Genomic DNA, 26,174 nt, shown 5'->3' on the forward strand with positions numbered 1-26,174 from the left:
ATCCGGCGGCAGCCCGATCAGGGGTCCCTGCGCCGACCGGCGGCCATGCCGAGGGCCAGCAGGGCCAGCCCGGCGACGATCGCGTACGCCACCTGCCCCGCCGCGCCGTAGGGGACGCGTGAACCCGCGTCCGGGTCCACGATTCCGCCGACCGCGGTGAACGGCATCCACCCGGCCAGGGCGCCTCCGACGCGCGGCAGCATCCCGGTGGCGCTCTCTCCCACGAGCGACCACAGGAGCAGGATGCCGACGGCGGCGGCTCCACTGCGGACGAGAGCGCCCACGGCGACCCCCGCCACGGCCGTGAAGGCCCAGAGGACGCCCGTCCCCAGGGCCTGGCGCCATTCCGCCGCCGTGTCGAGGCCGGGACCGGGACCCGCGGCGCAGAGGGCCGCGACCAGCAGGCTCGCGAAGGCCAGGAGGACGGCGGCGGCCGCGCCGGCCGCCGCCAGCACGAGAGCCTTCGCCGCGATCAGGGGCCAGCGTCGCGGCACCGCCTGGTAGGCGAGGCGGATCGTGCCGTGCCTGTAGTCGCCGGTGACGGACAGGGCCGCGAACACGAGGAGGATCATCTCGCCGAACGACAGCCCGGCGATGGCGTCCACGACGGTCACGGCGCCTCCCTCCTCCGGGACGCGGGCCCCGAGGACCGCCGAGGCGAGCGCCAGGGCCGTGGCCGTGCCGAGGCACCACCACGTGGACCGGCTGTGCGCCAACCGGACCGTCTCGGCGGCGAGCGCCCGGCGCAGCGCCGTCATCGCCGTCCTCCCGCGCGGCCGCCCGGGGGCGACGCCTGGTACTCGACGGCATCGCGGGTCATCTCCATGAACGAGTCCTCCAGGGAGCCGTGATCGGTGCGCAGTTCGTGCAGGACGAGGCCGTGCGCCGCGGCGATCCCGCCCACCCGGGCGGCGGTGCCGCCGCGCACCCGGAGATCGCCGTCCGGTCCGTCGCGGACGTCGAGGCCCGCCCGGCCGAGCAGGGCCGCGAACCGCGAGGCCTCCGGGGTGCGGACGATCACGGCGGCGCCGGCCGCGCGCTCGACGAACGCCCGCATGGGGGCCTGCGTGATGAGCCGGCCGGCGCCGATCACGACGACGTCGTCGGCGGTCAGGGCCATCTCGGCGAGCAGGTGGCTGGAGACCAGGACGGCACAGCTCTCGCCGGCGGCCCGCCGGAGCAGGTGCCGCATCCAGCGGACGCCCTCCGGGTCGAGACCGTTCATCGGTTCGTCCAGCAGCAGGGCCCGTGGCCGTCCCAGCAGTGCCGTGGCGATGCCCAGACGCTGGCGCATGCCGAGCGAGAAGCCGCCGACCCGCCGGCCCGCCGCGTCGGCCAGCCCGACCGCCTCCAGGAGTTCGTCGACCCGTCCGGGCTCCGCCCCCGCCAGGCTGGCCGTCCAGCGCAGATGGCTCCGGGCGGTGAGATGCGGGCGCACCCAGCCGGCGTCGAGGAGCGCGCCGACCGTTCCGGAGGGGTCCGGCAGGTCGTCGTAGCGCCGCCCGTCGATCAGCACCCGGCCCGAGGCGGGCCTGTCCAGCCCGACGATCATGCGCATCGTCGTGGACTTGCCCGCGCCGTTCGGGCCGAGGAAGCCGGTCACCACCCCCGGCCGCACCGTGAAGGACAGGTGGTCGACCACGGTGCGCCGTCCGTAGCGCTTGGTCAGTTCCTCGACTCTGATCACTGTCGTGCCCTCCTCCGGGTCACGTGAGGGCGGTCGCCAGCCCGAGGGCCACCGAGGCCAGGGTGATCAGGGCCCACGACCACGACCCGACGCCGGACCTGGCGGAGCGGACCAGCAGGACGAGCGCCGCCGGAGCGGCCACGCAGAGCAGCGCGTTGCCCGCGTACGACGCGAGGTCGCCGTCCAGCAGGGTCCGGACGAGCGACGACGCCGCCGCGGGAATGAAGATCGACACCCATGCGGCTTCCGGCACGGGCTCGCGCGTCTTGGTCACGGTGATGTCCCCAGAGATCGGTTCCGGTGATGCCGCCCGCCGGCACGGGGCCGCCTCCCGCGGAGGAGCCGGCCCCGTGCGCCCCCGGGGGCCCTGGTGCTTCTAGTAGCCGCGGAGCAGCTTGTAGAGGTCCCAGGCGTTGGTGCTCCAGCCGGCCGCCTTCAGGGCCCACCGCAGGGGCCGCGGCAGCTTGCTGTACCACTTCTTGAAGGCCTTCCAGCCCTTCTTCGCCGCCTTGATCGCCGACTTGAGCTTGCCCGCCTTCTTGAGGATCTTCAGGAGGGTGCTGAGGCCGCCCTTCCGCGCGAGGTCCTGCTGGAGCTGCTGGATCTCGCGGCCGGAGAAGCCGATCTGCCGGAGCGCGGCGGTGTCGGCGGCGCTGAACCCGGACGGGGCGGGCCGCTGGACCGCCGTGACGGGCGCGGCCGTCCGGCCGGCCTCCGCCGTGGCGCCGAAGGCGGGACCCGCCACGCCCAGGCCCAGGACCGCGGCCAGGGAGACGCCCGCCGCCTTCGCGGCGAACCGCTGCTTGTTCATAGGAGGTTTCCTCCAGATCGATCCGGCGGAACCGGTGTCCGCCGCGAGCCGCTCTGGCCCGCGGGATCAGATCAACAAGAGGGGGTCTCCGCGGCGTCTTCCCGGCTTCTCGCGCACGACTCCCCGGCGTCTCCGCCGGGGCTTCGTCCCGCACTCTTCCGAGGTGGCGGGCACGGCCCGGAAGTTCTCGCCTCTTCCTCCCGGGGCGGGCGCTCAGGGGATGTCGCCCCTGGCGTAGGCGACGGCTCCGACGATCAGCGTGGCGACCGCGACGGTCGTCATGGTCTCGTAGGCGCGCCGCCTGACGGCCTTCACGAAGACGACGACGGTGGCGAGCGCCGCGCATGCCGCCAGCCCGACGGCCAGGCCGTCCCACGGCGCGCCCTCGCCTCCGGCGCGGACGCCCTTCGCCGCCAGGATGAGCAGTGCCGGAAGGATCCATGCCGCATCGAGTCCCCCGTCCGGGTCCGGATCGGCCGCCGTGTCTCCGGTGGCCGCCTGGCCGTCCGGCGCTTCGTGTTCGCAGGTCATGGATCAAGGAAAGCGCGCCGCGCGCCGCCCGCGCGTCCTGCGGCGGGACGGACCGGGGTCGGCCGGCCGGTCGGCCGCCGGGTCAACCCCCGGGTGGAGGGGCGGCCCCCGGACGGACGAGGCCGGCGTCGTAAGCGAAGATCGTTGCCTGCACCCGGTCCCGCAGCCGCAGCTTGCCGAGGATCGCGTTGACGTGGGTCTTGACGGTCGCGGTGCCGATCCCCAGCGCGGCGCCGATCTCGGGGTTGCTGAGCCCGCTCGCCATCCGCACGAGGACGTCGCGTTCCCGGGGGGTGAGCGCCGCCAGGCGGTCGTCGGGGACCGTCGGGGGGCTGATGGCGCCGGTGACGAAGGCGTCGATGAGGCGGCGGGTCACGGCCGGGGCGAGCAGGGCCTCGCCGGCGGCGACCGTGCGGATGGCGTCCACGAGTTCCTGGGGGTCGCAGTCCTTGAGCAGGAAGCCCGAGGCCCCGGCGCGCAGCGCGCCGAAGACGTACTCGTCGCGGTGGAACGTCGTCAGCACCAGCACCCGTGCGGGCGATCCGGTGGCGGCCAGTTCCCGGGAGGCCGCCAGACCGTCGACGCCGGGCATCCGGATGTCCATCAGCACCACGTCCGGGCGGCACTCGGGAACGGCGCGCAGCGCCTCGGCGCCGTCTCCGGCCTGCCCCACGACCTCCAGGTCCGGCTCGCCGTTGATGATCGCGGTGAAGCCCGCGCGGACGACGACCTGGTCGTCCACCACCAGCACCCGGATGCTCATGTCTTCTCCCATGCGTCCAGTAGCGCGCGCATCTCCGTGAGGGCGGCCCGTGCGAGCTCCGCCGCGGCGCCGACCGCCTCGTGCGCGTCGCCCTCCGTACCGGCCAGCCCCGACTCGGCGACCGCCACCAGCCTGACGGTGTGGTTCAGGACGGTCCCGTTCAGTCCCGCGGCGACGCGGTCGCGTTCGGCCTGCACGGCGTCCCCCGCCCGTGCGGAGACGGCGTCGAGCGCGGACTCCCCCCACCGGCGGCTCCTGGCCGCGGTGGTGACGCCCAGCGTCCAGGCCGCGAGCGTCAGGGGCGCCGTGCACACGACGGCGGTCACCAGGCCGAACGCGAACGCGACGGGTGTCGGGCCGTCCGCCGCCACCTCATGGTCGGCGACCAGCAGGAAGCCCAGACCGAGCCCCCAGGGGAGCGGAGCGGCGAGCGCCGCGGGCCAGGTGCGCGGTCCGCTCGGCCCGTAGCAGGCGAGCGAGTAGACGGCGACGAGTTCCGCGGCGCCTCCGAGGACGAGGAGGCCGAGCAGATCCCGCGACCACAGCCCCCAGGCGACGGCCAGCGCGGCGTCCGTCGAGATGATCAGCGCGAGCGCGGCGCGGGGCGCGTGCCGCCTCCACCACAGCGGGACGGCTCTGATCGTGAGCGCGGCGCCGATCAGGCCCAGCTCCGCCGCGGGCCGTCCCGTGACCAGCGGGTCCGGCGGCACGAAGCCCAGGAGCGGCAGGAACGCGCAGAAGGCGACCGCTACGGCGTCGAGGATCTCCGGCCATCCCCGCCGGTGGCGCGGACCCGACGGGAGGTGCGCGGCGACCGACCAGCCGCCCGCCGCGGTGGGGCCGGCCGTGAGGACGCCGCCGAGCCCGGCCGCCCGCTCCCGCATGCCTCGGATGCCCCTGCCCCCTCCCAGCGCGGGGACGGCCGCGCGGGCGGCGACGGCGTCGTTCTCGATCGTCAGCCTCACCGCGCGCGGCGCGTAGCGGACGCAGACCCGCACCTCGGCGCCCGCCGCGTAGCGCATGGCGTTGGTGAGCGACTCCTGGACCGTTCGGTAAGCGGTCGTCGTCACCTCGGCGGGGAGCCTGCGCGCCCGCCCCTCCACCCGCAGGAGCACCGGGACGCCCAGGCGGTTCAAACCCTGGCACAGGGGAGGGAGCAGTTCTTTCAGTCCGCCGTGGCCCGCCCGGGGGGCCACGACGTCCACCAGCCCGCTCAGCGATCTCAGCACCTCGCGGCCCGTCTCGGCCGCGACGGCGAGGGCCTGCGCCACCAGTTCGGAGTCCGCGCGGCGGGCCGCCGCCCCCGCGTGGACGGCGACGGCGCTCAGATGGTGGCCGGCGATGTCGTGGACTTCCCTGGCCAGCCGCTCGCGCTCCGCCTCGGCGGCCGCGCGGCTCTCGCGCTCGATGTCGGCCAGCCGCGCCCGCAGGCCGCTCCGAGCGGCCTCGCGCTGCCGGCGGAGCTGGCCGAACGCGGCGATGCCCAGGTAGAGGACGCCGTCCAGGAACTCGTTGGAGAAGAGATCGCCCGGCCCCCGCGCGTACGGGAGGTAGACCGCGAAGGCGACGGCGTAGGCGGCCAGGCATCCGAGGATCGCGTGCCGGCGTCCCCTGTGCACCGCCACGGAGTACAGGGCGACGCCGTCGGCGATCCCGCTGACGGCGGTGTCCGCCGAGCCCGCGGCGACGATGGCGAGCGCGCTCAGCGAGATCGCGGCGACGAGGACCGGCACGGGCGCCTTGCGACGCCACACCAGCGCGGCCGCCGCTAAGACGATCGAGCCCGCGACCAGAGGCCAGCGCGCGCCGTCGAGCGGCACCGCGCCGTCCTCGGCCAGTAACCAGGTGCCGGAGAGCTGGACGCCCGCGACGACGAGCGGGACGCCCACGTCGGCGGGGCGGGGCCACCGCCCGAGGCTCTCGTCCGTGCGCACACGCCGACCTTAGAGCGCGCGTCCGCCGGACGTCTCCGGCCCTGGGCGCGGCACGGTCGCCTGACCCCCGCGTCCGGCGGGCGGGCGGCCGGCGCGCCGGACGCGCTGACCTGGGACCCTGACATCGCTGTGAGGAATCTGTAGAAATTTCGGCGGATGAAGCAGCGGGCGGCGGGGCGCGTGCATCAACGGTGCATGCATGGTGATCGAAATGATGTGGCGGCGGAGGATGCCGGGCTCGGGCTTCTCGGCTTCTTCCGGTGCCGGGTGGGCGGACGGGACGTCCGGCTCGCCCCCGCGCCGCGCCGTCTGATCGTCACGGTGGCGCTGGAGCCGGGCGGGCTGGGCAGGGAGTCGCTGCAGGGGAGGCTGTGGCCGGACGCGGGCGCCGCCGAGGCGGCGAAGCGGCTGCGGCAGTCGCTGTGGCGCGTCCGGCGGGACACCGGGGCGCGGCTGCTCGCCGTGACCTCGTCCCGTGTCGCGCTGGCGGAGCACGTCGACGTCGACCTGAGCCGAGGCGAGCGGCTCGCACGGCTGGTGGCCAGGGGAGCGGCCACGTCCGCGGAGCCGGACGAGGTGGCACTGCTCGGCCGCGAGTTACTGCCCTGCCTGCCGGAGGAGGACGTGCGGGCCGCCCGGGACCGCTGGGACCTGCTGCGGCTCCTCGCGCTGGAACGGCTCGCCGAGCACGCGCTGGCGACCGGCGACACGACCGGCGCGATCGACCTGGCGGAGGCGGCGGCGCGGGTGGACGCGCTGGCCGAGGCCTCTCACCGGATCAGGGCCGCCGCGCATCTCGTGAGGGAGGACCAGGTGAGCGCGTGGCGGGTGTTCACACGCTACCGGCGGCTGCTGGACAAGGAGATGGGGCTCCAGCCCAGCGCCGCGTTCCGGAGTCTCCTGGAGCGGGACGGCCGGACGCTCGTGTCATGACCGGCGGCGGCGCTGGCCTCAACCGGCCGTCCGGCGGGCGGGTCGTTCGCGGGGGTCCCGCGGCCCGCCCCCGTTAAGATCACGCCCCGTGGTCATCCCCCGGACCAGCGATCTCGTCGCGCTGTATGAGGAGCACCAGCTCCGCCTTGTGCGGATGGCGGTCCTGCTGGTCGGGGACGAGGCCACCGCCGAGGACGTGGTGCAGGACGTCTTCCTGCGCATGCAGGACAGGTCCCCCCGGCTGGACGGCGAGGGCAAGCTGCTCGCCTACGTCCGCGCGGCGGTGCTGAACGGTTGCCGCATGGTCCTGCGCCGCCGCAGGATGATGTGGCGGCACACCGAACCCCACGAACCGCAGGTCTGGTCGGCGGAGTCGGCTGCGATGCTCGGCGAGGACCGCCGGGCGGTCATGCGGGCCCTCCGGAGGCTCCCGCGCCGTCAGCGCGAGGCCGTGGTGCTGCGCTACTACCTCGATCTGAGCGACGACGAGGTCTCCGCGGCCATGGGCATCAGGCCCGCGACGGTGCGGTCCACCATGGCCAGGGCGCTCGCCGCCCTGGCCCGCGAACTGGGGGAGGAGGTGCCATGAGCGGGCTTGAGGATCGCCTGCGCGACGCCCTGCACGCCTCGGCCGGCAGGGTGGACGCGGACAAGCCCCGGCCCTTCCCGGAACGGAGGCCGCGGCGCGCCGCCCCGGCGCGGCGGTGGCTGGTCCCGGTCTGCGCGGTGCTGGCCGTCCTCGTCCTGGCCGCGGGGATCGTCGGCGTCCGCAAGATGATGGAGCCCGACCGGCGCCTCCAGAAGGTCCCCACGATGCCCCGCTTCTACTTCGCCAGTTATCTGGCCGGGGGCGGGGAGTCCTCGCGCGTCGAGGTCCGCGAATCGCGCACCGGCCGCCTCCTGGACGCGAAGTCCGCCCCGAGGGGAACGAATTTCCTCGATCTGGCGGCCGCCGGAGACGGCCGGACGCTCTTCCTTTTCGCGAAGCGGAGCGGGCGGGGAAGGTGCGTGAGCACGCTCCACCGCCTTCTGCTGAACGATCACGGGAAGATAACCGGCTACCGGTCGGTGCCGGGCGGATCGATCTCCGGCAGTCCCGCCGGGCGGGGCTCGCTCGCCGCCGATGCAGACGGGGGCAAGCTGGCCTTCAGCGTCGAGCCCTGCACGCCGGAACCGGAACCGGGGCAGATGAGCGCGGGCGCCCGCATGGGGGTTCTCGACGTGGCGAGCGGGGCGCGGAGGGAATGGCGGGAATCGCGTGGCGCCGTCGACCAGAGACTCGCGTGGGCGGGAGACAGTGATCAACTGTTCTTCGTCCGATCGTGGTACGGGAGCGCCGATCGCACGATCCACGAACTGCGGTCACTGCGGGTGAGCGGCGGCGCGGGGGCGGTGGCGGCCGGGCGTCCCATCAGGAGAATCACCTCGCCGCGAACGATCGACGGGGTGGCGGCCCTCCGAGGACGGCCGCCGGGTCCTGGTGCTGGAGGGGGCCGTCGGGGCGGTCTCCGGGGGAGCGGGCGACGGCCCGGAACCGGATGCCGAACGCAGTTTCGTGGTTCTGGAACTGTCGACCGGAGACGGCAGCGTGCTGAGGTCGATCAGGCGTCGGAGCCTGCTCTTCGCGGGAGACTCCGTAATGAAGGGCGATCCTTCCGGCAGGTATCTCCTGACCGTCCATGGGATGGTCGATCTCGGAAAGCCGGACGGGGTGGCCGGATTCCGCGTCGGCGAGGATTTCTACGACCTGGAATGGTGAGCCGGGGAAACGGGGGGAGAAAGCACGAAGGCCCCGCCGGGCCGGGCGGGGCCTGTGTCGTCAGGCGGAAGGGGGAGGAGATCAGAAGATCTTCTTGCCCTTGCCGTAGTAGTACTTGCCGGTCTTCTTGTTCCGGCCGCACTCCTGCACCCACATGTGGCTGCCGTAGGACGACTTCACGCTGATCTTGACCTTGGCGGTGCCGTCGAAGTTGTAGCGGTTGCCGTACTTGTCCACGCCGATGATCTTGAAGCGCGACCAGTACACCTTGGAGCCCTCGGTGAACTTGAAGCGGACGCAGGAGGTCCAGCCGTTCTTCTTGTCGTCGGCGAGGTAGCCCGTGACGGCGGTGCTGCCGCCGCTGCGGGTGTAGGAGCCCCAGGCGGCCACGTGGCTGTAGGAGTTGTAGGGCTTCCAGCTGCCGGTGGCGGCTTCGGCGGGGGCACTGACGGCGGCCATGCCGGCCATCAGGGTGCCGGCGGTCAGGGCGACTGCAGCGATTCGCCGCATAGGTCCCTCCGTGTTCGGATTTGGGGGGTTAGCGAGCGACAACCTAGCAGCCCCTTACCAGCGATTTTCGGTAGGGAGGTGCATCTGACCGGGGCAGGCCGGATCCGGCGGTCCGGCGAACCGATCCGGTGCTGGACGCGTCCAAGGCGCCGCTGATCGTCCGCGCGCGGTGCGAAAGGGCTTACCCGGCGGGCGCATCGGAGGCGTTAGTCCGACACGATCACGGCAACGGTGGAAACATGCCCGACGTGCGTGGCCGTGTCCGGCGCCCCGCGACCATCGCGGGGGTGCTGCTGCTGTTCCTCGTGCTCGGGCTGCCCGCCTGCGCCGCCCGTCCGGCGGCCGCCGAGCCCGCGCCGGGGGCGTCCGGGGTGGCGCCGCCCCCCGAGCCCGCCTACCGGGGCGAGAGCATCCCGGCCTACGACGTCGTCCTCACCATCGGCACCGACGGCGTGCTGTACGTGCGGGAGACGATCACCTACGACTTCGACCAGGCGGGGGAGCACGGGATCGTCCGGCACGTGCCGTTCCGCCGCGGCGACCGCCTCTACGAGGTGCGGGGCGTCAGCAGCAGCTCCTCCACCGGCGCCCCGGCCCGCGTCCGCACGACCCGGTTCCTGCACGACGTGCAGATCAGCGTCGGCGACCGGCACCGCGAGGTCCGCGGCCGCCAGGCCTACGTGATCGAGTACGAGGTGCGCCGCGCGTTCACCCCCCGCGCCGACCACGACGACCTGGTCTGGGACGCGATCGGGACGAGCTGGGACGTCCCCATCGGGAACGCGGCGGTCCGGGTGCAGGCGCCGGTGCCGCTGCGGCACGCGACCTGCCGGGCGGGCGCGCCCGGCGCGACGACCCGGTGCCTGCGCGACCGCGACGGCCCCTACGCCATCGACTTCGTCCAGAACGCGCTCGCCCCGCACGAGGGGATGAGGATCCGGGTCCGGCTGCCCAAGCACGCGATCGCCGTCCCGCCGCCGCGGTACGTCGCGCCGCGCTGGACGGGCCACTGGACGGGCACCGCCGTGCTGGCCCTCGCGCTCGCCGCCGTGCCCCTGCTCGCGCGCCGCCCGGCGCCGCGGCGGGGGACCGGCGCCGGCCTGGCCGCCGCCGGGGCGCTGCTCGTCCTCGCCGACGCCGGGGACGACGTCGCGGCGAACGGCCCGTGGGCGTTCTCGCTGGGCGACCGGTGCCTCGCCGGCCTCGCGCTCATGATCGTCGGCGCCGGGATCCTGTGCGTTCGGCAGACCCGTAGTGCCCGATTTGCCGCGGACGGCCGTCCGGGAGGACTACAGTTGGTCGGTCGCGACGTGAACTGATCGTTCCGGCGGGTCATCTACCCAGGTGAACTCCGCCCCGGACGGGGCACGTACGCATCGTTGATCGGCGAGTCAACCGGCGAAGGGAGGCGCAGGGGAGTGCGGGAGTACCTGCTCACGATCCTGGTCGCCGCTCTCGTCGCCTACCTGCTGACCCCGTCGGTGCGCAGGTTCGCCGTGTGGTTCGGGGCGCAGGCCGTCCCGCGCGACCGCGACGTGCACGTGATCCCGACGCCCCGGCTGGGCGGCCTCGCGATGTTCGGCGGGATGGTGGCGGCGCTGGTGGTCGCGACCGGGCTGCCGGAGATGCGCAAGGTCCTCGGCGACGGCGGGATCAGCGTCAGCAAGGCGCTGCTGCTGTCGGGCGGGCTGATCGTGCTGATCGGGATCGCCGACGACCGGTGGGAGGTGGACGCGCTCACCAAGTTCGCCGGGCAGGTCGCGGCCGCCGGGATCTTCATCATGCAGGGCATCCAGATCTACGTGATCCCGCTGCCGACCGGCGACTCGCTGTCGCTGCCGCCCGCCTACGGGGTGCCGCTCACCGTCCTCGTCGTGGTCGCCACGATCAACGCGGTCAACTTCATCGACGGGCTGGACGGCCTCGCCGCCGGCGTCGTCGGGATCGCCGCGCTGGCGCTGTTCTCCTACGCCTACCTGCTGTCGAGGACGAACGGGCTCACCACGCTGTCCGCCGCGACCCTCACCGCCGCGGTGCTGTTCGGCATGTGCGCGGGGTTCCTGCCGCACAACTTCAGCCCGGCCAAGATCTTCATGGGCGACACCGGCTCGATGCTGATCGGGCTCCTGCTCAGCGCCTCCACGATCATGCTGACCGGGCAGTTCGACCCGGCCATCCTCGCCAACGGGCTGTTCCCGTTCTTCGTCCCGGTGCTGCTCATCCCGGCGGTGGCGGCGGTCCCGTTCATGGACATGCTGCTCGCGGTCTGGCGGCGCACCAACCAGGGCCGCTCGCCGTTCGCCCCGGACAAGCAGCACCTGCACCACCGGCTGCTGGAGCTCGGCCACTCCACCCGGCGCGCCGTGCTGATCATGTACTTCTGGGTCGGGCTGCTGGCCTCCGGGCTGGTCGGCCTCGCGCTGTTCGACGCCGCCTGGATCACCCTCGGCGTCACCCTGCTGGTGGCGGTCGCGGGCGTGCTGCTGATGCTGCGCGGCCCCGGCCGCCGCAGGTCCGCCGGCGCGAAGGCGCCGGGCGCCGGCGACCAGCCCGCCGAGCAGCCCTCGATGCCCGTCTGACCTGCGCCTCGATGGCCCCGGGCGGGCACGGCGCGGGCCACTCCGCGAGCCACTCCGCGAGCACCGAACGTGCCTGGGCATCGGGCGGGCTCGGCTACAGTCCCTCGTGCGGGCGTTGCGCGCGGTAGTTCCCCGCGCGCGCCGGATCGCATTACCTCTAGGGTAATTGTGGACATTCCGGACGCTTGTGATACCTTTCACGAACAACAGACGACCACTGAACGTGACCAGCCGGAGCCCTCATGCATACCTCCGACGCCCGGATGCTCCGCGGCGCCGCGATCCCGACGTCCGTCGTCGGGGTGGGTGCCGTCGTGATCGGCCTGCTGACCGCCGGCGCCAAGGGCGCCCTGGCGGCGGCGCTGGCCTCCGTCGTGGTGATCGCCTTCTTCTCGGTCAGCGCGCTGGCGGTCTCCTGGGCCGCCAAGTACTCGTCCCAGACCATGATGCTGGCCGCCCTCGCCAGCTACGCGGTGAAGATCCTCGCGGTGATGGTCCTGGTCACGGTCATCGACGGCGTGTCGATCTTCGATACCCAGGTCTTCGGCTGGACGGTCATCGGGCTCGCGCTGCTCTGGATCGGCGCCGAGTTCCGAGTCGTCCTCCAGCGGAGGCCCTACATTGACGAACCCGAGAACGTGCTGGACCGGAGTCCGTGATGATGCGCTCGCGGACGCTGCCGGCCCCCATGACGGACTACTCCAATATGACCACCGCAGGCATGGCCTGCTATCGTCCGGAGCGCGATGAGCGAGCAGAAACGCCGGCCGGAGGACGGCCAGCGGGAATTCGCCGACGCCGCATGGGCCGCGCCCAGCTACCTCCTGTCCGGGATGCTCATCTGGGGCGGTCTCGGGTGGCTGCTGTCCAAGTGGACGCACCAGGACTGGCTGGTCCCGATCGGCCTGGTCGTCGGCATCGTGCTCGCCGTCTACCTGATCTACGTGAAGTTCGGTCGCGACTCCTCCTGAGCGGCCCCGCCGCCGAGGAAGCCTTCGTGAAATATCACCACATTGATGAAGGGAACGCCGCGTGAACGCGCTGACGGTCCTCGCCTCCGGCGGAGATGAGTTCCAGGCCCCCGGCCCAGAGCTGTTCGACTTCCCGCCCCTGTTCGCCGGTGGCCCCGCTTGGCTCACCAAGCCCGTCCTCTTCGCGGTCGTCGGGTCGCTGGTGGTCTGCGTCTTCTTCTGGAGCGCCTTCGCCAAGCCGAAGCTCGTGCCGCGGGGCGTGCAGAACCTCGGCGAGGTCGGCTACATGTTCGTGCGGGACGAGATCGCCCGCCCGTTCCTCGGCAAGAACACCGACCGGTGGATGCCGATGCTGATGTCGATGTTCTTCCTCATCTGGATGTGGAACATCTTCGCGGTCGTTCCGATCATCCAGTTCCCGATCGCCTCGCACATCGCGTTCCCGATCGTCCTGGCGCTCTTCGTCTACATCGTCAAGGTCTACCTCGGCCTGCGGCACCAGGGGCTCCGGTACTTCACGAACATGATCCCCAGCGGCCTGCCGCTGCCGGTCTACTTCCTGCTGGTGCCGATCGAGTACCTCTCGACCTTCGTCCTGGCTCCGTTCACCCACGCGGTCCGGCTCTTCGCCAACATGTTCGCGGGCCACACGATCCTGGCGTTCTTCAGCCTCGTCGGCTTCTGGTTCCTTTTCGAGAAGCCCACGGTCGCCGGGTTCGGAGTCGGCATCGTCGGCGTGCTCGTCACCATCGCGATGACGGCGCTGGAGCTGCTGATCCAGTTCCTGCAGGCGTTCCTGTTCACCATGCTGGCCGCGATGTACATCCAGAGCGGCCTGGAAGCCGACCACTAGACCGCGGGGCACGCGACGCCCCCGGCTCCGCGGACCCCATCGGACAACCTCGTAAGCCCAGACCGGCGGAGCTCCCGCCGGCCGACAGAAAAGGGAAAGAACATGGGAGACCTCGCTGCCCTCAGCGGTAACGTCACCTCGATCGGTTACGGCCTCGCGGCGATCGGCCCGGGCATCGGCGTCGGCATCATCTTCGGCCAGGGCGTGAACGCCATCGCCCGCCAGCCCGAGCTGACCGGTGTCATCCGCACCAACATGCTGCTGGGCTTCGTCCTTACCGAGGCGCTCGCCCTGATCGGCCTGGTCGCGCCGTTCATCTTCAAGAACATCTGAGACCCATCCGAACCTGAGGAAGGGCTGCAGACATGACCACAGCAGCTTCCGTCCTGGCGGCGGAGAGCAACAACCCTCTCATTCCGCACCCGTTCGAGCTGGTCGTCGGCATCTTCTCGTTCCTCGTCGTCCTGATCGTTCTCGGCAAGATCCTCACGCCGCGCATCCAGAAGACGCTGGAAGAGCGGACCGAGGCGATCGAGGGCGGTCTCCTGCGGGCCGAGCAGGCGCAGCAAGAGGCCGCCCAGGTCCTCGAGCAGTACAAGGCCCAGCAGAAGGCGGCCGCGGTCGAGGCGTCCAACGAGCGACGCAAGGCCGAGGAGCAGGGCGCGCAGATCATCGCCCAGGCCAAGGAGCAGGCCCAGGTCGAGGCGCGCCGCATCGTCGAGAACGCCAAGGCGCAGATCGAGGCCGAGCGGCAGCAGGCGCTGCAGTCGCTGCGCGCCGAGATCGGGGCCATGTCGGTCGAGCTGGCCGGACGCGTCGTGGGTGAGTCCCTCGAGGACAGCGCGCGGCAGAGCCGGGTCGTCGACCGGTTCCTCGAGGAGCTCGAGGAACGCGCTCGCACCCAGGAGCAGATCACATCATGACCATCACGGGAGCGGTGAGCAGGGCGTCGCTGGCCGAGGCCATGGAACGGCTGGAGGCCGCGATTGCCTCCGCCGACCTGGCTCGGCTCGGCGGCGACCTGTTCGCGGTGCTGCACCTGATCGACCGCGAGCACGGCCTGCGGCGGGCGGTCTCCGACCCGTCGCGCGACGGTGCCGAGAAGGCGCAGCTCGTCCAGATCCTGCTGGAGGGCAAGGTGTCGCCGGCCGCTCTCGGGCTGGTCGCCGACGTCGTCCGGCTGCGCTGGTCGAGGCCCTCGGAGCTGTCGGACGCGCTGGAGATCCTCGCGGTCTCCGCCGAGTCCGCCCGCGCCGAGGCCGACGGCAGGATCGACGACCTGGAGGACGAGCTGTTCCGGTTCTCCCGGGTCGTCGAGGGCGAGCCGGACCTGCGCGGCGCCCTGGCCAACCCGGCGCTGCCGGACGAGAACAAGCTCGGCCTGGTCAACGCGCTGGTGGAGGGCAAGGTCACCGACGCGACGCTGACGCTCGTCACCGAGCTGGTGCTGCGCCCGCGAGGACGTAGCCTGGAAAGCGGGCTGGCCGACTACGGCAAGCTCGTCGCCCAGCGGCGGCAGCGGCTGGTCGCCCTGGTCCGCACGCCGGTGGCGCTGTCGGCGGCGCAGCGGACGCGGCTCGCCGCGGTGCTCGCCGCCGCCTACGGCCACGAGGTACATCTGAACATCGAGCTCGACCCCACCGCGATCGGCGGCCTTTCGGTCCAGATCGGGGACGAGATCATCGACGGCACGATCGCCGGACGGCTGGACGACGTCCGCCGGCGGCTCGGCACCGGCTGACCCGCCGGCTAGCTGACCCCATAGGGAGCAAGAGAGGAATCATGGCGGAGCTGACGATCCGTCCGGACGAGATCCGGAACGCGCTGGAGCGCTTCGTCCAGGAGTACGAGCCCGAGGCCGCCGCGCGCGAAGAGGTCGGCACCGTCGTCGATTCCGGCGACGGTATCGCCCACGTCGAGGGCCTGCCCTCCGCGATGGCGAACGAACTCCTTGAGTTCGAGGACGGTACCCGTGGCCTGGCTCTGAACCTGGACGTACGTGAGATCGGCGCCGTTGTCCTTGGCGACTTCAGCAAGATCGAAGAGGGCCAGAAGGTCCGCCGGACCGGCGAGGTCCTCTCGGTCCCCGTCGGCGACGGCTTCCTTGGCCGCGTCGTGGACGCGCTGGGCAACCCACTGGACGGCCAGGGCCCGATCGAGACGACCGAGCGCCGCGCGCTCGAACTGCAGGCCCCCACGGTCGTGCAGCGGCAGTCGGTGAGCGAGCCGCTGCAGACCGGCATCAAGGCGATCGACGCGATGACGCCGATCGGCCGCGGCCAGCGGCAGTTGATCATCGGTGACCGGCAGACCGGCAAGACGACGGTCTGCGTGGACACGATCATCAACCAGAAGGAGAACTGGGAGTCCGGCGACGAGAGCAAGCAGGTCCGCTGCATCTACGTCGCGATCGGCCAGAAGGGCTCCACGATCGCCAACGTCCGCCGCTCCCTGGAGGAGGCCGGCGCGCTGGAGTACACCACGATCGTGGCTGCTCCCGCGTCCGACCCGGCGGGCTACAAGTACATCGCCCCCTACACCGGGTCCGCGATCGGCCAGCACTGGATGTACCAGGGCAAGCACGTCCTGATCATCTTCGACGACCTGTCGAAGCAGGCCGAGGCCTACCGCGCGGTGTCGCTGCTGCTGCGCCGCCCCCCGGGCCGCGAGGCCTACCCCGGTGACGTGTTCTACCTGCACTCGCGCCTGCTGGAGCGCTGCGCGAAGCTGTCGGACGAGATGGGCGGCGGCTCGATGACGGGCCTGCCGATCATCGAGACCAAGGGCAGCGACGTGTCGGCCTACATCCCGACGAACGTCATCTCGATCACCGACGGGCAGTGCTTCCTGGAGACGGACCTGTTCAACCAGGGCGTCCGGCCGGCGATCAACGTCGGTATCTCGGTCTCCCGGGTCGGCGGCGACGCGCAGATCAAGGTGATGAAGACGGTCGCCGGCACGCTGCGCCTGGCGCTGTCGCAGTTCCGCGACCTGGAGGCGTTCGCCGCCTTCGCGTCCGACCTGGACGCCGCCTCGCGCGCGCAGCTGGAGCGCGGCGCCCGCCTGGTCGAGCTGCTGAAGCAGCCGCAGGGCAGCCCGTTCCCGGTCGAGCAGGAGGTCGTGTCCGTGTGGGCGGGCACCTCCGGCGCGCTGGACGACGTCCCGGTGGCCGACATCCGCCGCTTCGAGCGCGAGTTCCTCGACTACATGGAGCGTGAGGAGGGCGGCGTGCTGACCTCGATCCGCGAGACCGGCAAGCTGTCCGACGACGGCTTCACCAGCCTCAAGAACGCCATCACGGAGTTCAAGAAGGGCTTCCAGACCAGCGAGGGCGACCTGCTGGCCGAGGAGCCCGTCGAGGCGATCGAGGACGAGGACGTCAAGCAGGAGACGATCACCCGCGTCAAGAAGGGCTGACGGCGATGGCCGCACAGCTTCGTCAACTCCGGCAGAAGATCAAGACGGTCAAGTCGACCGCCAAGATCACTCGTGCCCAGGAGATGATCGCCACGTCGCGGATCGTCAAGGCCCAGCAGGCGGTGGCGGCCTCCAAGCCGTACGCCGACCAGATCACGCAGGCCCTGACCGCGCTGGTGAGCCATCACGTCGGGATCGACCACCCGCTGCTGGAGGAGCAGCCGGCCGACAACCGCAGCGCCGTGCTGATCATCACCAGCGACCGCGGGTTCTGCGGCGCCTACAACGCCAACGTCCTCCGCGAGGCGGAGTCGCTGATCAAGGCGCTGCGGGACGAGGGCCGCGAGCCGGTCCCCTACGTGGTCGGCAACAAGGGCATCACCTGGTACCGGTTCCGGGGCCGGGACGTCGCCGAGACCTGGCGCGGGTTCAGCGACCGCCCGAACTTCGGCAACGCCGAGGGGATCGGGCGGCGGCTGGCCGAGGACTTCCTCAAGACCGACGCCGAGGGCGGGGTCGGGGAGATCCACGTGGTCTACACCGAGTTCGTCTCGATGCTGACCCAGACCGTCCGGGTCACCCGGCTGATGCCGCTGGAGATCGAGGAGGCCGAGTCCTCCAAGGTCCCGCCGGCGTACGAGTTCGAGCCGTCCGCCCAGGCCGCGCTCGACCTGCTCCTGCCGAACTACATCGAGAGCCGCATCTTCCACATGCTGCTGCAGTCGGCGGCGTCCTTCCAGGCGTCGGTCCGGCGGGCCATGAAGTCGGCGACCGACAATGCCAACGAACTGATCGGGGTCTACACGCGCCAGATGAACCAGGCGCGGCAGGCGGCGATCACCCAGGAAATCAGCGAGATCGTCGGTGGCGCTGACGCGCTCGCCGATTCTGGCGGGGAGTGAGAAGGGTATGACTGCTCAGGTAGAGACGGCGACCGCGACCGGGCGCGTCGCCCGTGTCATCGGACCGGTCGTCGACGTGGAGTTCCCCGCCGACGCCATCCCGGAGATCTACAACGCCCTCAACGCGCAGGTCACCCTGGGCGGCGAGGCGAAGACCCTGACGTTCGAGGTCGCCCAGCACCTCGGCGACAACATGGTCAGGGCGATCTCGATGCAGCCGACGGACGGCCTCGTCCGCGGCGCTCCGGTGACGGACTCGGGCCGCTCGATCGCGGTGCCGGTCGGCGACATCACCAAGGGCCACGTGTGGAACGCCCTCGGCGACGCGCTGGACGTCCCGACCGCCTCGCTGGAGATCAACGAGCGCTGGGGCATCCACCGCAGCGCTCCGCCGTTCGACCAGCTGGAGTCCAAGACCGAGATGCTGGAGACCGGCATCAAGGTCATCGACCTGCTGTGCCCGTACGTCAAGGGCGGCAAGATCGGTTTGTTCGGCGGCGCGGGTGTGGGCAAGACCGTCCTCATCCAGGAGATGATCCGCCGCGTCGCCCGCAACTTCGGCGGCACCTCGGTGTTCGCCGGCGTTGGCGAGCGCACCCGTGAGGGCAACGACCTCTGGGTGGAGATGGACGAGGCGGACGTCCTCAAGGACACCGCGATGGTGTTCGGCCAGATGGACGAGCCGCCGGGCACCCGGCTGCGGGTGGCGCTGTCCGCGCTGACGATGGCGGAGTACTTCCGCGACGTGCAGAACCAGGACGTGCTGCTGTTCATCGACAACATCTTCCGGTTCACGCAGGCCGGTTCGGAGGTGTCCACGCTGCTCGGGCGCATGCCGTCCGCGGTGGGGTACCAGCCGACGCTGGCCGACGAGATGGGCGTGCTCCAGGAGCGGATCACCTCGACGCGCGGTAACTCGATCACCTCGATGCAGGCGATCTACGTGCCCGCCGACGACATCACCGACCCGGCGCCGCACACCACGTTCGCGCACCTGGACGCCACCACGACGCTGTCGCGAGGCATCTCCGAGAAGGGGATCTTCCCGGCGGTGGACCCGCTCGACTCCACCTCGCGGATCATGGACCCGCAGATCCTGGGGAACGAGCACTACGCGGTCGCCCAGGAAGTGATCCGGATCCTGCAGAAGTACAAGGAGCTGCAGGACATCATCGCGATCCTCGGCATCGACGAGCTCTCCGAGGAGGACAAGGTCACCGTCCAGCGGGCGCGGCGCATCGAGCGCTTCCTGTCGCACCCGATGTACGTGGCCGAGCAGTTCACCGGCCAGCCCGGTGAGACGGTGCCGAAGGACGAGACGATCTCCTCGTTCAAGGCGATCGCGGAGGGCAAGTACGACCATCTCCCCGAGCAGGCGTTCTTCATGTGCGGCGGCATCGAGGATGTCGAGAAGAAGGCCAAGGAGCTGGAGAAGTAGTCCGCTCCGGCGGGCCGCGCCCGGGCCCCGCGCCCGGGGCGGCCCGCCGGATCCGCTCCAGTAGTCGGAGGGAATGACGTGGCAACCCTGAAGGTCGGGCTGGTCTCGCCGGAGCGCGAGGTCTGGTCCGGCGAGGCCAAGATGGTGGTCGCGCAGACCATCGAGGGCTCGCTCGGCATCCTGCCGGGGCACGCCCCGGTGCTGGGCGTCCTCCTCGACGGCAGCGTGGTGAAGATCGAGCCCGCGGACGGCGGTGCGCCGGTCCTGGCGGCGGTCGGCAGCGGGTTCTTCTCCGTCGCCGCCAACGAGGTGTCGGTGCTGGCCGAGCAGGTCGAGCGGGACGAAGAGATCGACGTCAACGACGCCAAGCGGGCGCTGGACGAGGCCCTGTCCGCCGAGGGCGAGGACGCGACGCCGGAGCGGCGCGCCAGGGCGCGGCTGCGCGCGGCGGGCGTCGAGGCCTAGGTTCGGGCGGACGGCGGGGGACTTGGGCGAGCACCTGGCACTGGACGTCGGCGGGGTGCTCGCCGTGCTCGTCCTGGCGGCGGCGCTGCTGTTCGCCTCCATGGCGGTGCGCCGCTGGCTGTTCACGCGCGGCGGCGGCACCGTGGAGTGCAGCCTGCGCGAACTGCCCCAGGAGGGCGGAGCCCCCGGAGTGTGGAGGCTCGGCATCGGCCGCTACAAGGGCGATGTCCTGCACTGGCACCGCGTGTTCGGTTTCCGCAGACGGCCCCGGCAGGTGATCCACCGCCGGGGCCTCGTCGTGTCCAACCGGCGCGTCCCGGGTCGTGAGGAGGCCGAGGGCCTGCTGCCGGACGTGAGCGTCATCGAGGTCAGGGACGGCGACCTGGTGGTGGAGCTGGCGATGGGCGCGGCGGCCCTGACCGGGTTCCTGGCGTGGCTGGAGGCGGCCCCGCCCGGCTTCCCGGTGGACCTGCACTCCCCGAATGAGCACGGGCCCGAATGAGCAGGGGCCCGGACGAGGGCCGGCCCGGATGAGGGCGGTCCGGGAATGAGCTGGTAAGACCCCGGTATCGAAACGGCCTTGCCGTGCCGTCGCTGCTTGAGGCGGCCGGGGGCGCGGGGTGAGGATCGCGCTGGTCCGCTCCCTACTCCGTCCGCTGGAGTGCACGTGCGCATGCTCCTCACCGGCCGCAGGCATCCCGTCGCCCGCAGGCTCCTGTTCGGCACGGCCGTGGCGCTGCCCGCCGCCTTCTTGCCGCTCGCCCTGCCGATGGCCGGTGCCGCCCCGGCGCGGCCCGATCTCGCGGCGCTGGTCACGCTGAAGGACATCCAGCCGCATCTGGCCGCGTTCCAGGAGATCGCCGACTACAACGGCGGCAACCGTGCGGCGGGCAGGGCCGGCTACGACGTGTCCGTGCGGTACGTCACCGGCCGGTTGAAGAGGATCGGGTTCTCGCCGAAGGTGCAGAAGTTCACCTACCCGTACTGGCGGGAGCGGTCGCACGCGACGTTCGCGCGGACGGCGCCGTCGAAGGCGTCCTACAAGCGGGAGGTCGACTTCCTCACGCTCGCGTACTCCGGTTCCGGGGATGTGACGGCGCCGGCGGCGGCCGTGGACGTCCCGGCCAAGGGCGAGGGGACGAGCGGCTGCGAGGCCGGCGACTTCAAGGGCTTCGCGAAGGGCTCGGTCGCGCTCGTCCAGCGGGGGACCTGCACGTTCGCGGTCAAGGCCGCCCGCGCGAAGGCGGCCGGCGCGTCCGCCGTGGTGATCTTCAACAAGCCGGGGGAGAAGGGGCCGGTGAACGGGACGCTGTCCAAGCCGGCCGCGATCCCGGTCGTCGGGCCGACCCACGCGGTGGGCGCCGCGCTGGTGAAGGCGGCGCGCAAGGGCGGCGTGAAGCTGCGGGTGAGGACCGACGCCGTGCACGGCAGGCGGACGTCGGCCAACGTCATCGCCGACACGCGGCAGGGGCGGGCCGACAACGTCGTGGTCGTCGGCGCGCATCTGGACAGCGTCCCGGCGGGCCCGGGGATCAACGACAACGGCACCGGTGCCGCCACCCTGCTGGCCGTCGCCGCCAAGATCAAGGAGCTCGGTAAGGACGGCCTGCGCAACCGGGTGCGTTTCGCCTGGTGGGGGGCCGAGGAGGAGGGGCTGCAGGGGTCGGAGCAGTACCTGCGTTCGCTGCCCGCGGCCCAGCGGGAACGGATCGCGCTGAACCTGAACTTCGACATGCTCGGTTCGCCGAACGGCACCCGGGGCGTCTACGATGGCGACCACTCGACCGGCACGGGCACGCAGGCCCCGGCCGGGTCGGGGGCGATCGAGAGGATGTTCCGGCAGTACTTCAAGGGCCGCCGCCTGCCGGTGACCGAGAGCCAGTTCAACGGGCGCTCCGACTACGGGCCGTTCATCGAGCGGGGCATCCCGGCCGGCGGGATGGACACCGGCGCCGAGGGAGTGAAGACCGCCGCCGAGGCCAAGGCGTTCGGCGGTAGGGCGGGCAAGGCGTACGACCCGTGCTACCACGCCAAGTGCGACCGCCTGCGGAACGTCAACCTCAAGATGCTCGACAGCAACGCCGACGGTGTCGCGCACGTCCTGCAGCACCTGGCCCGGACGACGGTCGCGGTGAACGGCGGCGCCCGCCGCGCTCCGGCCCTGGACAGGGCCTACGAGCCGCTCTGGCAGGGCCCGTACCTGGTGCGTTAGCGGCGGGCAGGGGGCTCGTCCGAGGCGGCGTCACTCCGGAGGCGACAGAGGCGACCCGAAGTCCTCGATGGGGGTGGCGGGGTTCGCGTTGTGGGCGGGTCGCGCGGGATCGAGCATGCACTCTGCGAAGGGGCCGTCGGGGGCGCGGAGGCGGGCGAGCGCGGGATCGAGGTGGTCGCGGTGCCAGACGCTGGGGCCTGTGTGCCCGCAGGCCGGCGCGTCGGTGAGCCCCTGCCAGGCGATCCAGAGAGCGTGCAGGCGGGCGAGCGCCTCGGGATGCTCCCACCAGTGCGAGCACCACGGTCGCAGCGGGCTCACCTGGTTGATGTAGACGGGGACCAGAAGGTAGTTCACCCACTTGGCCATGGTCTCGAGTTCGAGGGTGTGCTCCGGGCCGTCCAGATACAGCAGGAAGGACGGTACGAGCGGATGTTCGTCATCGGGCCGGCCGGCGGTCTCGTCGGCATCGATGGAAGCGGGCGAACCGATCCGGTCGCGAAGTCCCTTGATGACCTCTGCGTGCCTGGCGAGACCGTGGCCGTGGATCTCGACGACCGCGCGCAGGTCGGCGAGATCCTCGGCGAGGCCGTCGGGTGAGTCGGTCATGGTGAGTCTCCATCGTGCTACTGGCCGCGAGCACCATGGTTGACCGTCCGGAAACTGCGGGGCGGGTCAACTCCGGCGTGACCGATAGTCCGGTATGACTGTGATGACCTATTTCGGGGTGACGGTGATGTCTCCGTCGCGGGTGCGCAGGTCGACGCGCCGCGCGGACCGCGAGTCCTGGTGGACGGCCGGGTCGATCCGCTTGCCCCCCTGGGCGGACAGGGCGATGGCGTAGCTCTCCCCGGCCGGCAGGCGCAGCCGGATCGAGCCGGTGCCGGCGGTGGCCCGGACGTTCGCGGGCGGCGAGTCCAGCCGCATCGTGATGCCGCCGTCGTCGGTCCGCACGGTGAGCCGGTCGGCGGCGAGCCCGTCCAGGGAGATCGAGCCGGTGCCGGTGCCGAGGTCGGCGGCGGCGACGCGCCCGCTCACCTCGACGCGGCCGTCGGACGCGCGGACCTTCAGCCGGTCGGCGGTGAGGTTCTCCGCGGTGACGGAGCCGGTACCGGCGTGCAGGTCGGCGGTCGCCGCGCGGCCCGTCACGCGCACCGAGCCGTCGCCGGCACTGATCGACGCCGTCGCCCCGCGCAGGTCCGTCGCCCTGATCGCGCCGCTGCCGCTGCGCAGCCGCACCGTCCCGGCGAGCCCGGACGCCTCGATCGCCCCGTCCCCGCTGTCGACCTGCACGGGCGTGCCGCGCGGGACCTGGACGCGGTAGGAGACCCCGCACGCCGCGAACCCCATCACGTTCCTGCCGCACGAGGACGACAGCGCCAGCGTGGAGCCCTCCGACACGTGCCGTGCCTTCGGCTTGTTCTTCTCGTTCGACCAGCGCAGCCGCTCGGTGATCCTGATGCCGGGGGAGTCGGACGCGGTGATCTCGACCCGGCCCCCGTGCGCCGTGATCCTCAGTCCGGCGGTGCCCGCGGGCGCGCTGTAGGAGCGGTCCTGCTGGTGCCGGCCGACGCTCACGTTGCCGCAGCCGGCCAGCGCCGCCGCCGTCACCGCCGCGGCGGCCGTGGCTGTCAGGGTCCTCACTGGTCTCTCCCCGTCGTCGGCGTGCGCCCGTCCGGCCAAGCCTGCTCCAGGCGCGCCGGCGCCGCCAGGAGGAGAGCCGGTCGACCGGGGGTGGGGTTAGCCCCACCCCCGGGGACGCCTCAGCGTTCCCCGCCGGGCTTCCAGAGGACGTCGCCGTGCTCGGCGTTGGCGACGCGGCAGAGGATGAACAGCAGGTCCGACAGCCGGTTGAGGTACTTGGCCGTCAGCGGGTTCACCCCGCCCTCGGGCGTGACGCCGGAGTCGCCGTGGGCCTCGATCGCGGCCCAGGCGGACCGCTCGGCGCGGCGGGCCACCGTCCGTGCGACGTGCAGGAGCGCGGCGCCGGGCGTCCCGCCGGGGAGGATGAAGCTGCGCAGCGTCGGAAGGTCGGCGTTGTACTCGTCGCAGGCCTCCTCCAGGCGCTCGATGTAGGACGGCTCGACGCGCAGCGGCGGATACTTCGGTTCGGGGACGACGGGCGCGCACAGGTCGGCGCCCACGTCGAACAGGTCGTTCTGGATGCGGGTCAGCAGCGTGACCAGAGCCTCGGGCAGGGATCCGAGCGCGAGCGCCGTGCCGATCGCGGCGTTGGCCTCCTCCACGTCGGCGTAGGCGGCCAGGCGCGGATCGGTCTTGGACGTGCGGGACGCGTCGCCCAGCGCGGTGGTGCCGTCGTCCCCCGTGCGGGTGTAGATCCGGGAGAGCACGACGGGATTGTCCCTGTTCTTCGCCATGGTGGCAGCCTAGCCCTGCCGCTGGCAGAAGCCCGTTCGGTAGGGTTTCGGAAAGACCCCGGAGGCCGCCGTGTACGACTACATCATCGTGGGAGCGGGCAGCGCGGGCTGCGTCCTGGCCGCCCGACTGACCGAGGACCCCTCCGTGAAGGTCCTGCTGCTGGAGGCGGGCCCGCCCGACGACGCCCCCGAGATCCACATCCCGGCCGCCGTGGCCACGCTGATCAAGGGGCCGTTCGACTGGGACTACGCGACCGTCCCGCAGGAGCACGCGGCCGGACGCAGCGTGTACTGGCCGCGCGGGCGCACGCTCGGCGGCAGCTCGTCCACCAACGCGATGATCTACATCCGCGGCGCCCGGTACGACTACGACACCTGGCGCGACTCCCACGGCTGCGCCGGCTGGGGCTACGAGGACCTGCTGCCCTACTTCGTCCGCGCCGAGGACCAGCAGCGCGGCGAGCTCCCCTACCACGGCGTCGGCGGCCCGCTGCGCGTCGAGGACCTGCGCTACCGGCACCCCCTCACCCGCGCGTGGGTGCAGTCGGCCAAGGCGTACGGCCTCGCCGCCAACCACGACTTCAACGGCGCCGACCAGGACGGCGTCGGCTTCTACCAGGTCACCCACAAGCGCGGCCGCCGCTGGTCGACCGCCGCCGGCTACCTGCACCCGATCGAGTACCGCCCGAACCTGACGGTCGTCACCGACGCCCTCGCCACCCGCGTCGTGATCGAGGACGGCCGCGCCACCGGCGTCCGCTACGAGGCGCGCGGCGAGACGATGTCGGCCCGCGCCGAGGCCGAGGTGATCCTTTCGGGGGGCGCGGTGAACAGCCCGCAGCTCCTCATGCTCTCGGGCGTCGGCCCCGCCGACCACCTGCGCTCACACGGCATCGACGTCCTGGTCGACTCCCCGGTGGGGCAGCGCCTCCAGGACCACCCGTTCGTGAACGTCATGTTCGCCACCCCCCGCACCAAGCCCATCTGGGAGCTGGCGAACGCCCGCTCCTTCGCCCTCTACCAGGCCCTGGCGCGCGGCCCCTTCGCCTCGAACGTCGCCGAGGCGGGAGGGTTCGCCCGCACGGTGGAGGGCCTGCCCGCCCCCGACCTGCAATACCACGTCCTGCCGACGCCCTTCGTCGACCAGGGCCTCACCGAGCTGTCCGAGCGGCTGCTGTCGGTCATGGTCACCGCCGTGGCGGTCGCGAGCCGCGGCGCGCTCACCCTGCGCTCCGCCAGCCCCCACGCCAAGCCGCTGATCGATCCCGCCTACCTCGCCGACAAGGCCGACCTGGACATCCTGGTCGCCGGGGTCCGGCAGGCCCGCGAGATCGCCTCCACCGGGCCGCTGGCGTCCCTGGTCGGCGGCGAGTGGGCCCCCGGCGAGCAGGTCGACTCCGACGAGGCCATCGCCGACTTCGTCCGCCGCGAGGTCGCGACGTTGTTCCACCCCACCAGCACCTGCGCGATGGGCGGGGACGACTCCGTCTGCGACACCGAACTGCGGGTGCGCGGCGTCGAGGGACTGCGCGTGGTGGACGCCTCGGTCATGCCGGCCGTCCCGCGCGGCAACACCAACGCCCCGACCATCGCGATCGCCGAACGCGCCGCCGACCTGATCCGCGGCCGCGCCCCCCTCGCATCCGCGGGCGCCCCGAAATGAGGAACGCCCCCGTCGGAGACGACGGGGGCGTGGCCGCTGGGACGCAGGCTGCGGGGCTCACCGCTTGAGCGCCTTCACGATACGGGCGCGCCGGCTGTTCTTCCCCTCCGCCCGCAGCACTCGTACGCGGTCCTCGATGACGACCTTCATGAACTCCTGGCTGAACATCTGCTTCTCCTTGTCTCTGCCGGACCCTCTTGGCCCGACATGTACAAGGTTCGTCCTAAGGCCCCACCCTCAACATCGGGACGACGCCTTATCTAGGCATGCCTAGGACGCCTTAGACCGTGTTGATTCAGTCCCGGCCCACTTCGCTCGCCTGGCGGCTGTGTTTCAACAGTCCTGGCCCACTTCGCTCGCCTGGCGGCTCG

29 protein-coding genes are annotated in these 26,174 nt (G+C 72.0%); 18 read left to right on the plus strand and 11 right to left on the minus strand.

Annotated elements, in window-relative coordinates; all coding sequences use genetic code 11:
• Positions 1-17: 17 nt before the first annotated feature.
• From BJY14_RS28380 to BJY14_RS28410, 7 genes are all read right to left on the minus strand, one after another.
• Positions 18-758 carry an ABC transporter permease subunit gene (locus BJY14_RS28380; RefSeq protein WP_179846394.1) on the minus strand — a complete coding sequence of 247 codons (741 nt, stop codon included), beginning with the start codon at positions 756-758 and terminating at the stop codon, positions 18-20.
• Positions 755-1,687 (minus strand): ABC transporter ATP-binding protein, encoded by a 933-nt coding sequence (locus tag BJY14_RS28385; protein WP_179846395.1) that lies wholly within the window; start codon positions 1,685-1,687, stop codon positions 755-757. Before BJY14_RS28385 ends, BJY14_RS28380 begins: the two co-directional genes overlap by 4 nt.
• A gap of 19 nt (positions 1,688-1,706) precedes the next feature.
• Positions 1,707-1,961: a hypothetical protein gene (locus tag BJY14_RS28390; protein WP_179846396.1), complete on the minus strand. Its 255-nt coding sequence runs from the start codon at positions 1,959-1,961 to the stop codon at positions 1,707-1,709.
• Positions 1,962-2,063: 102 nt separating this feature from the next.
• Entirely contained in the window at positions 2,064-2,498 is a 435-nt protein-coding gene (locus BJY14_RS28395) for a hypothetical protein (protein ID WP_179846397.1), read from the minus strand.
• Between the two features lie 213 nt (positions 2,499-2,711).
• Positions 2,712-3,029: a hypothetical protein gene (locus tag BJY14_RS28400; RefSeq protein ID WP_179846398.1), complete on the minus strand. Its 318-nt coding sequence runs from the start codon at positions 3,027-3,029 to the stop codon at positions 2,712-2,714.
• An 82-nt stretch (positions 3,030-3,111) separates the two neighbouring features.
• A complete protein-coding gene (locus BJY14_RS28405; protein WP_179846399.1) occupies positions 3,112-3,792 on the minus strand; it encodes a response regulator in 681 nt (226 codons plus the stop codon).
• Complete coding sequence (locus BJY14_RS28410) at positions 3,789-5,726, minus strand: sensor histidine kinase (protein WP_179846400.1); 1,938 nt, start codon at positions 5,724-5,726, stop codon at positions 3,789-3,791. Before BJY14_RS28410 ends, BJY14_RS28405 begins: the two co-directional genes overlap by 4 nt.
• A 216-nt stretch (positions 5,727-5,942) precedes the next feature.
• Between BJY14_RS28410 and BJY14_RS28415 the strand changes: the two genes are divergently transcribed.
• The 3 genes from BJY14_RS28415 (at position 5,943) to BJY14_RS28425 (ending at position 8,418) form a co-directional block, all read left to right on the plus strand.
• Positions 5,943-6,659, plus strand: a complete 717-nt coding sequence (locus BJY14_RS28415) for an AfsR/SARP family transcriptional regulator (protein WP_179846401.1) — start codon at positions 5,943-5,945, stop codon at positions 6,657-6,659.
• Positions 6,660-6,747: 88 nt separating this feature from the next.
• Positions 6,748-7,248: a sigma-70 family RNA polymerase sigma factor gene (locus BJY14_RS28420; RefSeq protein ID WP_312879448.1), complete on the plus strand. Its 501-nt coding sequence runs from the start codon at positions 6,748-6,750 to the stop codon at positions 7,246-7,248.
• An 891-nt stretch (positions 7,249-8,139) separates the two neighbouring features.
• Complete coding sequence (locus BJY14_RS28425) at positions 8,140-8,418, plus strand: hypothetical protein (RefSeq protein WP_179846402.1); 279 nt, start codon at positions 8,140-8,142, stop codon at positions 8,416-8,418.
• 81 nt (positions 8,419-8,499) lie between these two features.
• Here the strand turns inward: BJY14_RS28425 and BJY14_RS28430 are convergent, their stop codons facing one another.
• Positions 8,500-8,928, minus strand: a complete 429-nt coding sequence (locus BJY14_RS28430; RefSeq protein ID WP_179846403.1) for a hypothetical protein — start codon at positions 8,926-8,928, stop codon at positions 8,500-8,502.
• Positions 8,929-9,167: 239 nt separating this feature from the next.
• Between BJY14_RS28430 and BJY14_RS28435 the strand changes: the two genes are divergently transcribed.
• From BJY14_RS28435 to BJY14_RS28500, 14 genes are all read left to right on the plus strand, one after another.
• Entirely contained in the window at positions 9,168-10,247 is a 1,080-nt protein-coding gene (locus tag BJY14_RS28435; protein ID WP_179846404.1) for a DUF2207 domain-containing protein, read from the plus strand.
• Between the two features lie 99 nt (positions 10,248-10,346).
• Entirely contained in the window at positions 10,347-11,507 is a 1,161-nt protein-coding gene (locus tag BJY14_RS28440; RefSeq protein ID WP_179846405.1) for an MraY family glycosyltransferase, read from the plus strand.
• Between the two features lie 242 nt (positions 11,508-11,749).
• The gene (locus BJY14_RS28445) at positions 11,750-12,166 is read left to right on the plus strand and encodes a Cg1360 family ATP-synthase-associated protein (protein ID WP_179846406.1); all 417 of its coding nucleotides are present in this window, start codon (positions 11,750-11,752) and stop codon (positions 12,164-12,166) included.
• An 87-nt stretch (positions 12,167-12,253) separates the two neighbouring features.
• Positions 12,254-12,478, plus strand: a complete 225-nt coding sequence (locus BJY14_RS28450; protein ID WP_179846407.1) for an AtpZ/AtpI family protein — start codon at positions 12,254-12,256, stop codon at positions 12,476-12,478.
• A 61-nt stretch (positions 12,479-12,539) separates the two neighbouring features.
• Entirely contained in the window at positions 12,540-13,331 is a 792-nt protein-coding gene (gene atpB, locus BJY14_RS28455; protein ID WP_179846408.1) for a F0F1 ATP synthase subunit A, read from the plus strand.
• A gap of 102 nt (positions 13,332-13,433) precedes the next feature.
• Positions 13,434-13,664, plus strand: a complete 231-nt coding sequence (gene atpE, locus BJY14_RS28460) for an ATP synthase F0 subunit C (protein WP_179846409.1) — start codon at positions 13,434-13,436, stop codon at positions 13,662-13,664.
• Positions 13,665-13,696: 32 nt separating this feature from the next.
• Entirely contained in the window at positions 13,697-14,254 is a 558-nt protein-coding gene (locus BJY14_RS28465; RefSeq protein WP_179846410.1) for a F0F1 ATP synthase subunit B, read from the plus strand.
• Positions 14,251-15,072 (plus strand): F0F1 ATP synthase subunit delta, encoded by an 822-nt coding sequence (locus tag BJY14_RS28470; protein WP_179846411.1) that lies wholly within the window; start codon positions 14,251-14,253, stop codon positions 15,070-15,072. Before BJY14_RS28465 ends, BJY14_RS28470 begins: the two co-directional genes overlap by 4 nt.
• Before the next feature lie 41 nt (positions 15,073-15,113).
• Entirely contained in the window at positions 15,114-16,748 is a 1,635-nt protein-coding gene (gene atpA / locus BJY14_RS28475) for a F0F1 ATP synthase subunit alpha (RefSeq protein WP_179846412.1), read from the plus strand.
• Between the two features lie 5 nt (positions 16,749-16,753).
• Positions 16,754-17,650 carry a F0F1 ATP synthase subunit gamma gene (locus tag BJY14_RS28480; RefSeq protein ID WP_179846413.1) on the plus strand — a complete coding sequence of 299 codons (897 nt, stop codon included), beginning with the start codon at positions 16,754-16,756 and terminating at the stop codon, positions 17,648-17,650.
• A gap of 7 nt (positions 17,651-17,657) precedes the next feature.
• Positions 17,658-19,088 carry a F0F1 ATP synthase subunit beta gene (gene atpD / locus BJY14_RS28485; protein WP_179846414.1) on the plus strand — a complete coding sequence of 477 codons (1,431 nt, stop codon included), beginning with the start codon at positions 17,658-17,660 and terminating at the stop codon, positions 19,086-19,088.
• Positions 19,089-19,166: 78 nt separating this feature from the next.
• The gene (locus BJY14_RS28490; protein ID WP_179846415.1) at positions 19,167-19,553 is read left to right on the plus strand and encodes a F0F1 ATP synthase subunit epsilon; all 387 of its coding nucleotides are present in this window, start codon (positions 19,167-19,169) and stop codon (positions 19,551-19,553) included.
• 22 nt (positions 19,554-19,575) lie between these two features.
• Positions 19,576-20,055 (plus strand): DUF2550 domain-containing protein, encoded by a 480-nt coding sequence (locus tag BJY14_RS28495; RefSeq protein WP_179846416.1) that lies wholly within the window; start codon positions 19,576-19,578, stop codon positions 20,053-20,055.
• A gap of 171 nt (positions 20,056-20,226) precedes the next feature.
• The gene (locus BJY14_RS28500) at positions 20,227-21,765 is read left to right on the plus strand and encodes a M28 family peptidase (protein WP_179849693.1); all 1,539 of its coding nucleotides are present in this window, start codon (positions 20,227-20,229) and stop codon (positions 21,763-21,765) included.
• Between the two features lie 30 nt (positions 21,766-21,795).
• Here the strand turns inward: BJY14_RS28500 and BJY14_RS45715 are convergent, their stop codons facing one another.
• The 3 genes from BJY14_RS45715 to BJY14_RS28515 all read right to left on the minus strand — a co-directional run bounded on the left by BJY14_RS45715 (position 21,796) and on the right by BJY14_RS28515 (position 24,140).
• Positions 21,796-22,371, minus strand: a complete 576-nt coding sequence (locus BJY14_RS45715; protein ID WP_179846417.1) for a DUF4913 domain-containing protein — start codon at positions 22,369-22,371, stop codon at positions 21,796-21,798.
• A 108-nt stretch (positions 22,372-22,479) separates the two neighbouring features.
• Positions 22,480-23,406, minus strand: coding sequence for a DUF4097 family beta strand repeat-containing protein (locus BJY14_RS28510; RefSeq protein WP_179846418.1), 927 nt, complete (start codon positions 23,404-23,406; stop codon positions 22,480-22,482).
• 119 nt (positions 23,407-23,525) lie between these two features.
• A complete protein-coding gene (locus BJY14_RS28515) occupies positions 23,526-24,140 on the minus strand; it encodes a cob(I)yrinic acid a,c-diamide adenosyltransferase (RefSeq protein WP_179846419.1) in 615 nt (204 codons plus the stop codon).
• A gap of 70 nt (positions 24,141-24,210) precedes the next feature.
• Between BJY14_RS28515 and BJY14_RS47415 the strand changes: the two genes are divergently transcribed.
• Positions 24,211-25,803, plus strand: a complete 1,593-nt coding sequence (locus BJY14_RS47415) for a GMC family oxidoreductase (RefSeq protein ID WP_179846420.1) — start codon at positions 24,211-24,213, stop codon at positions 25,801-25,803.
• The last annotated feature ends 371 nt before the right edge of the window (positions 25,804-26,174 follow it).

The organism is Actinomadura luteofluorescens, assembly GCF_013409365.1.
Lineage (GTDB): Bacteria > Actinomycetota > Actinomycetes > Streptosporangiales > Streptosporangiaceae > Spirillospora > Spirillospora luteofluorescens.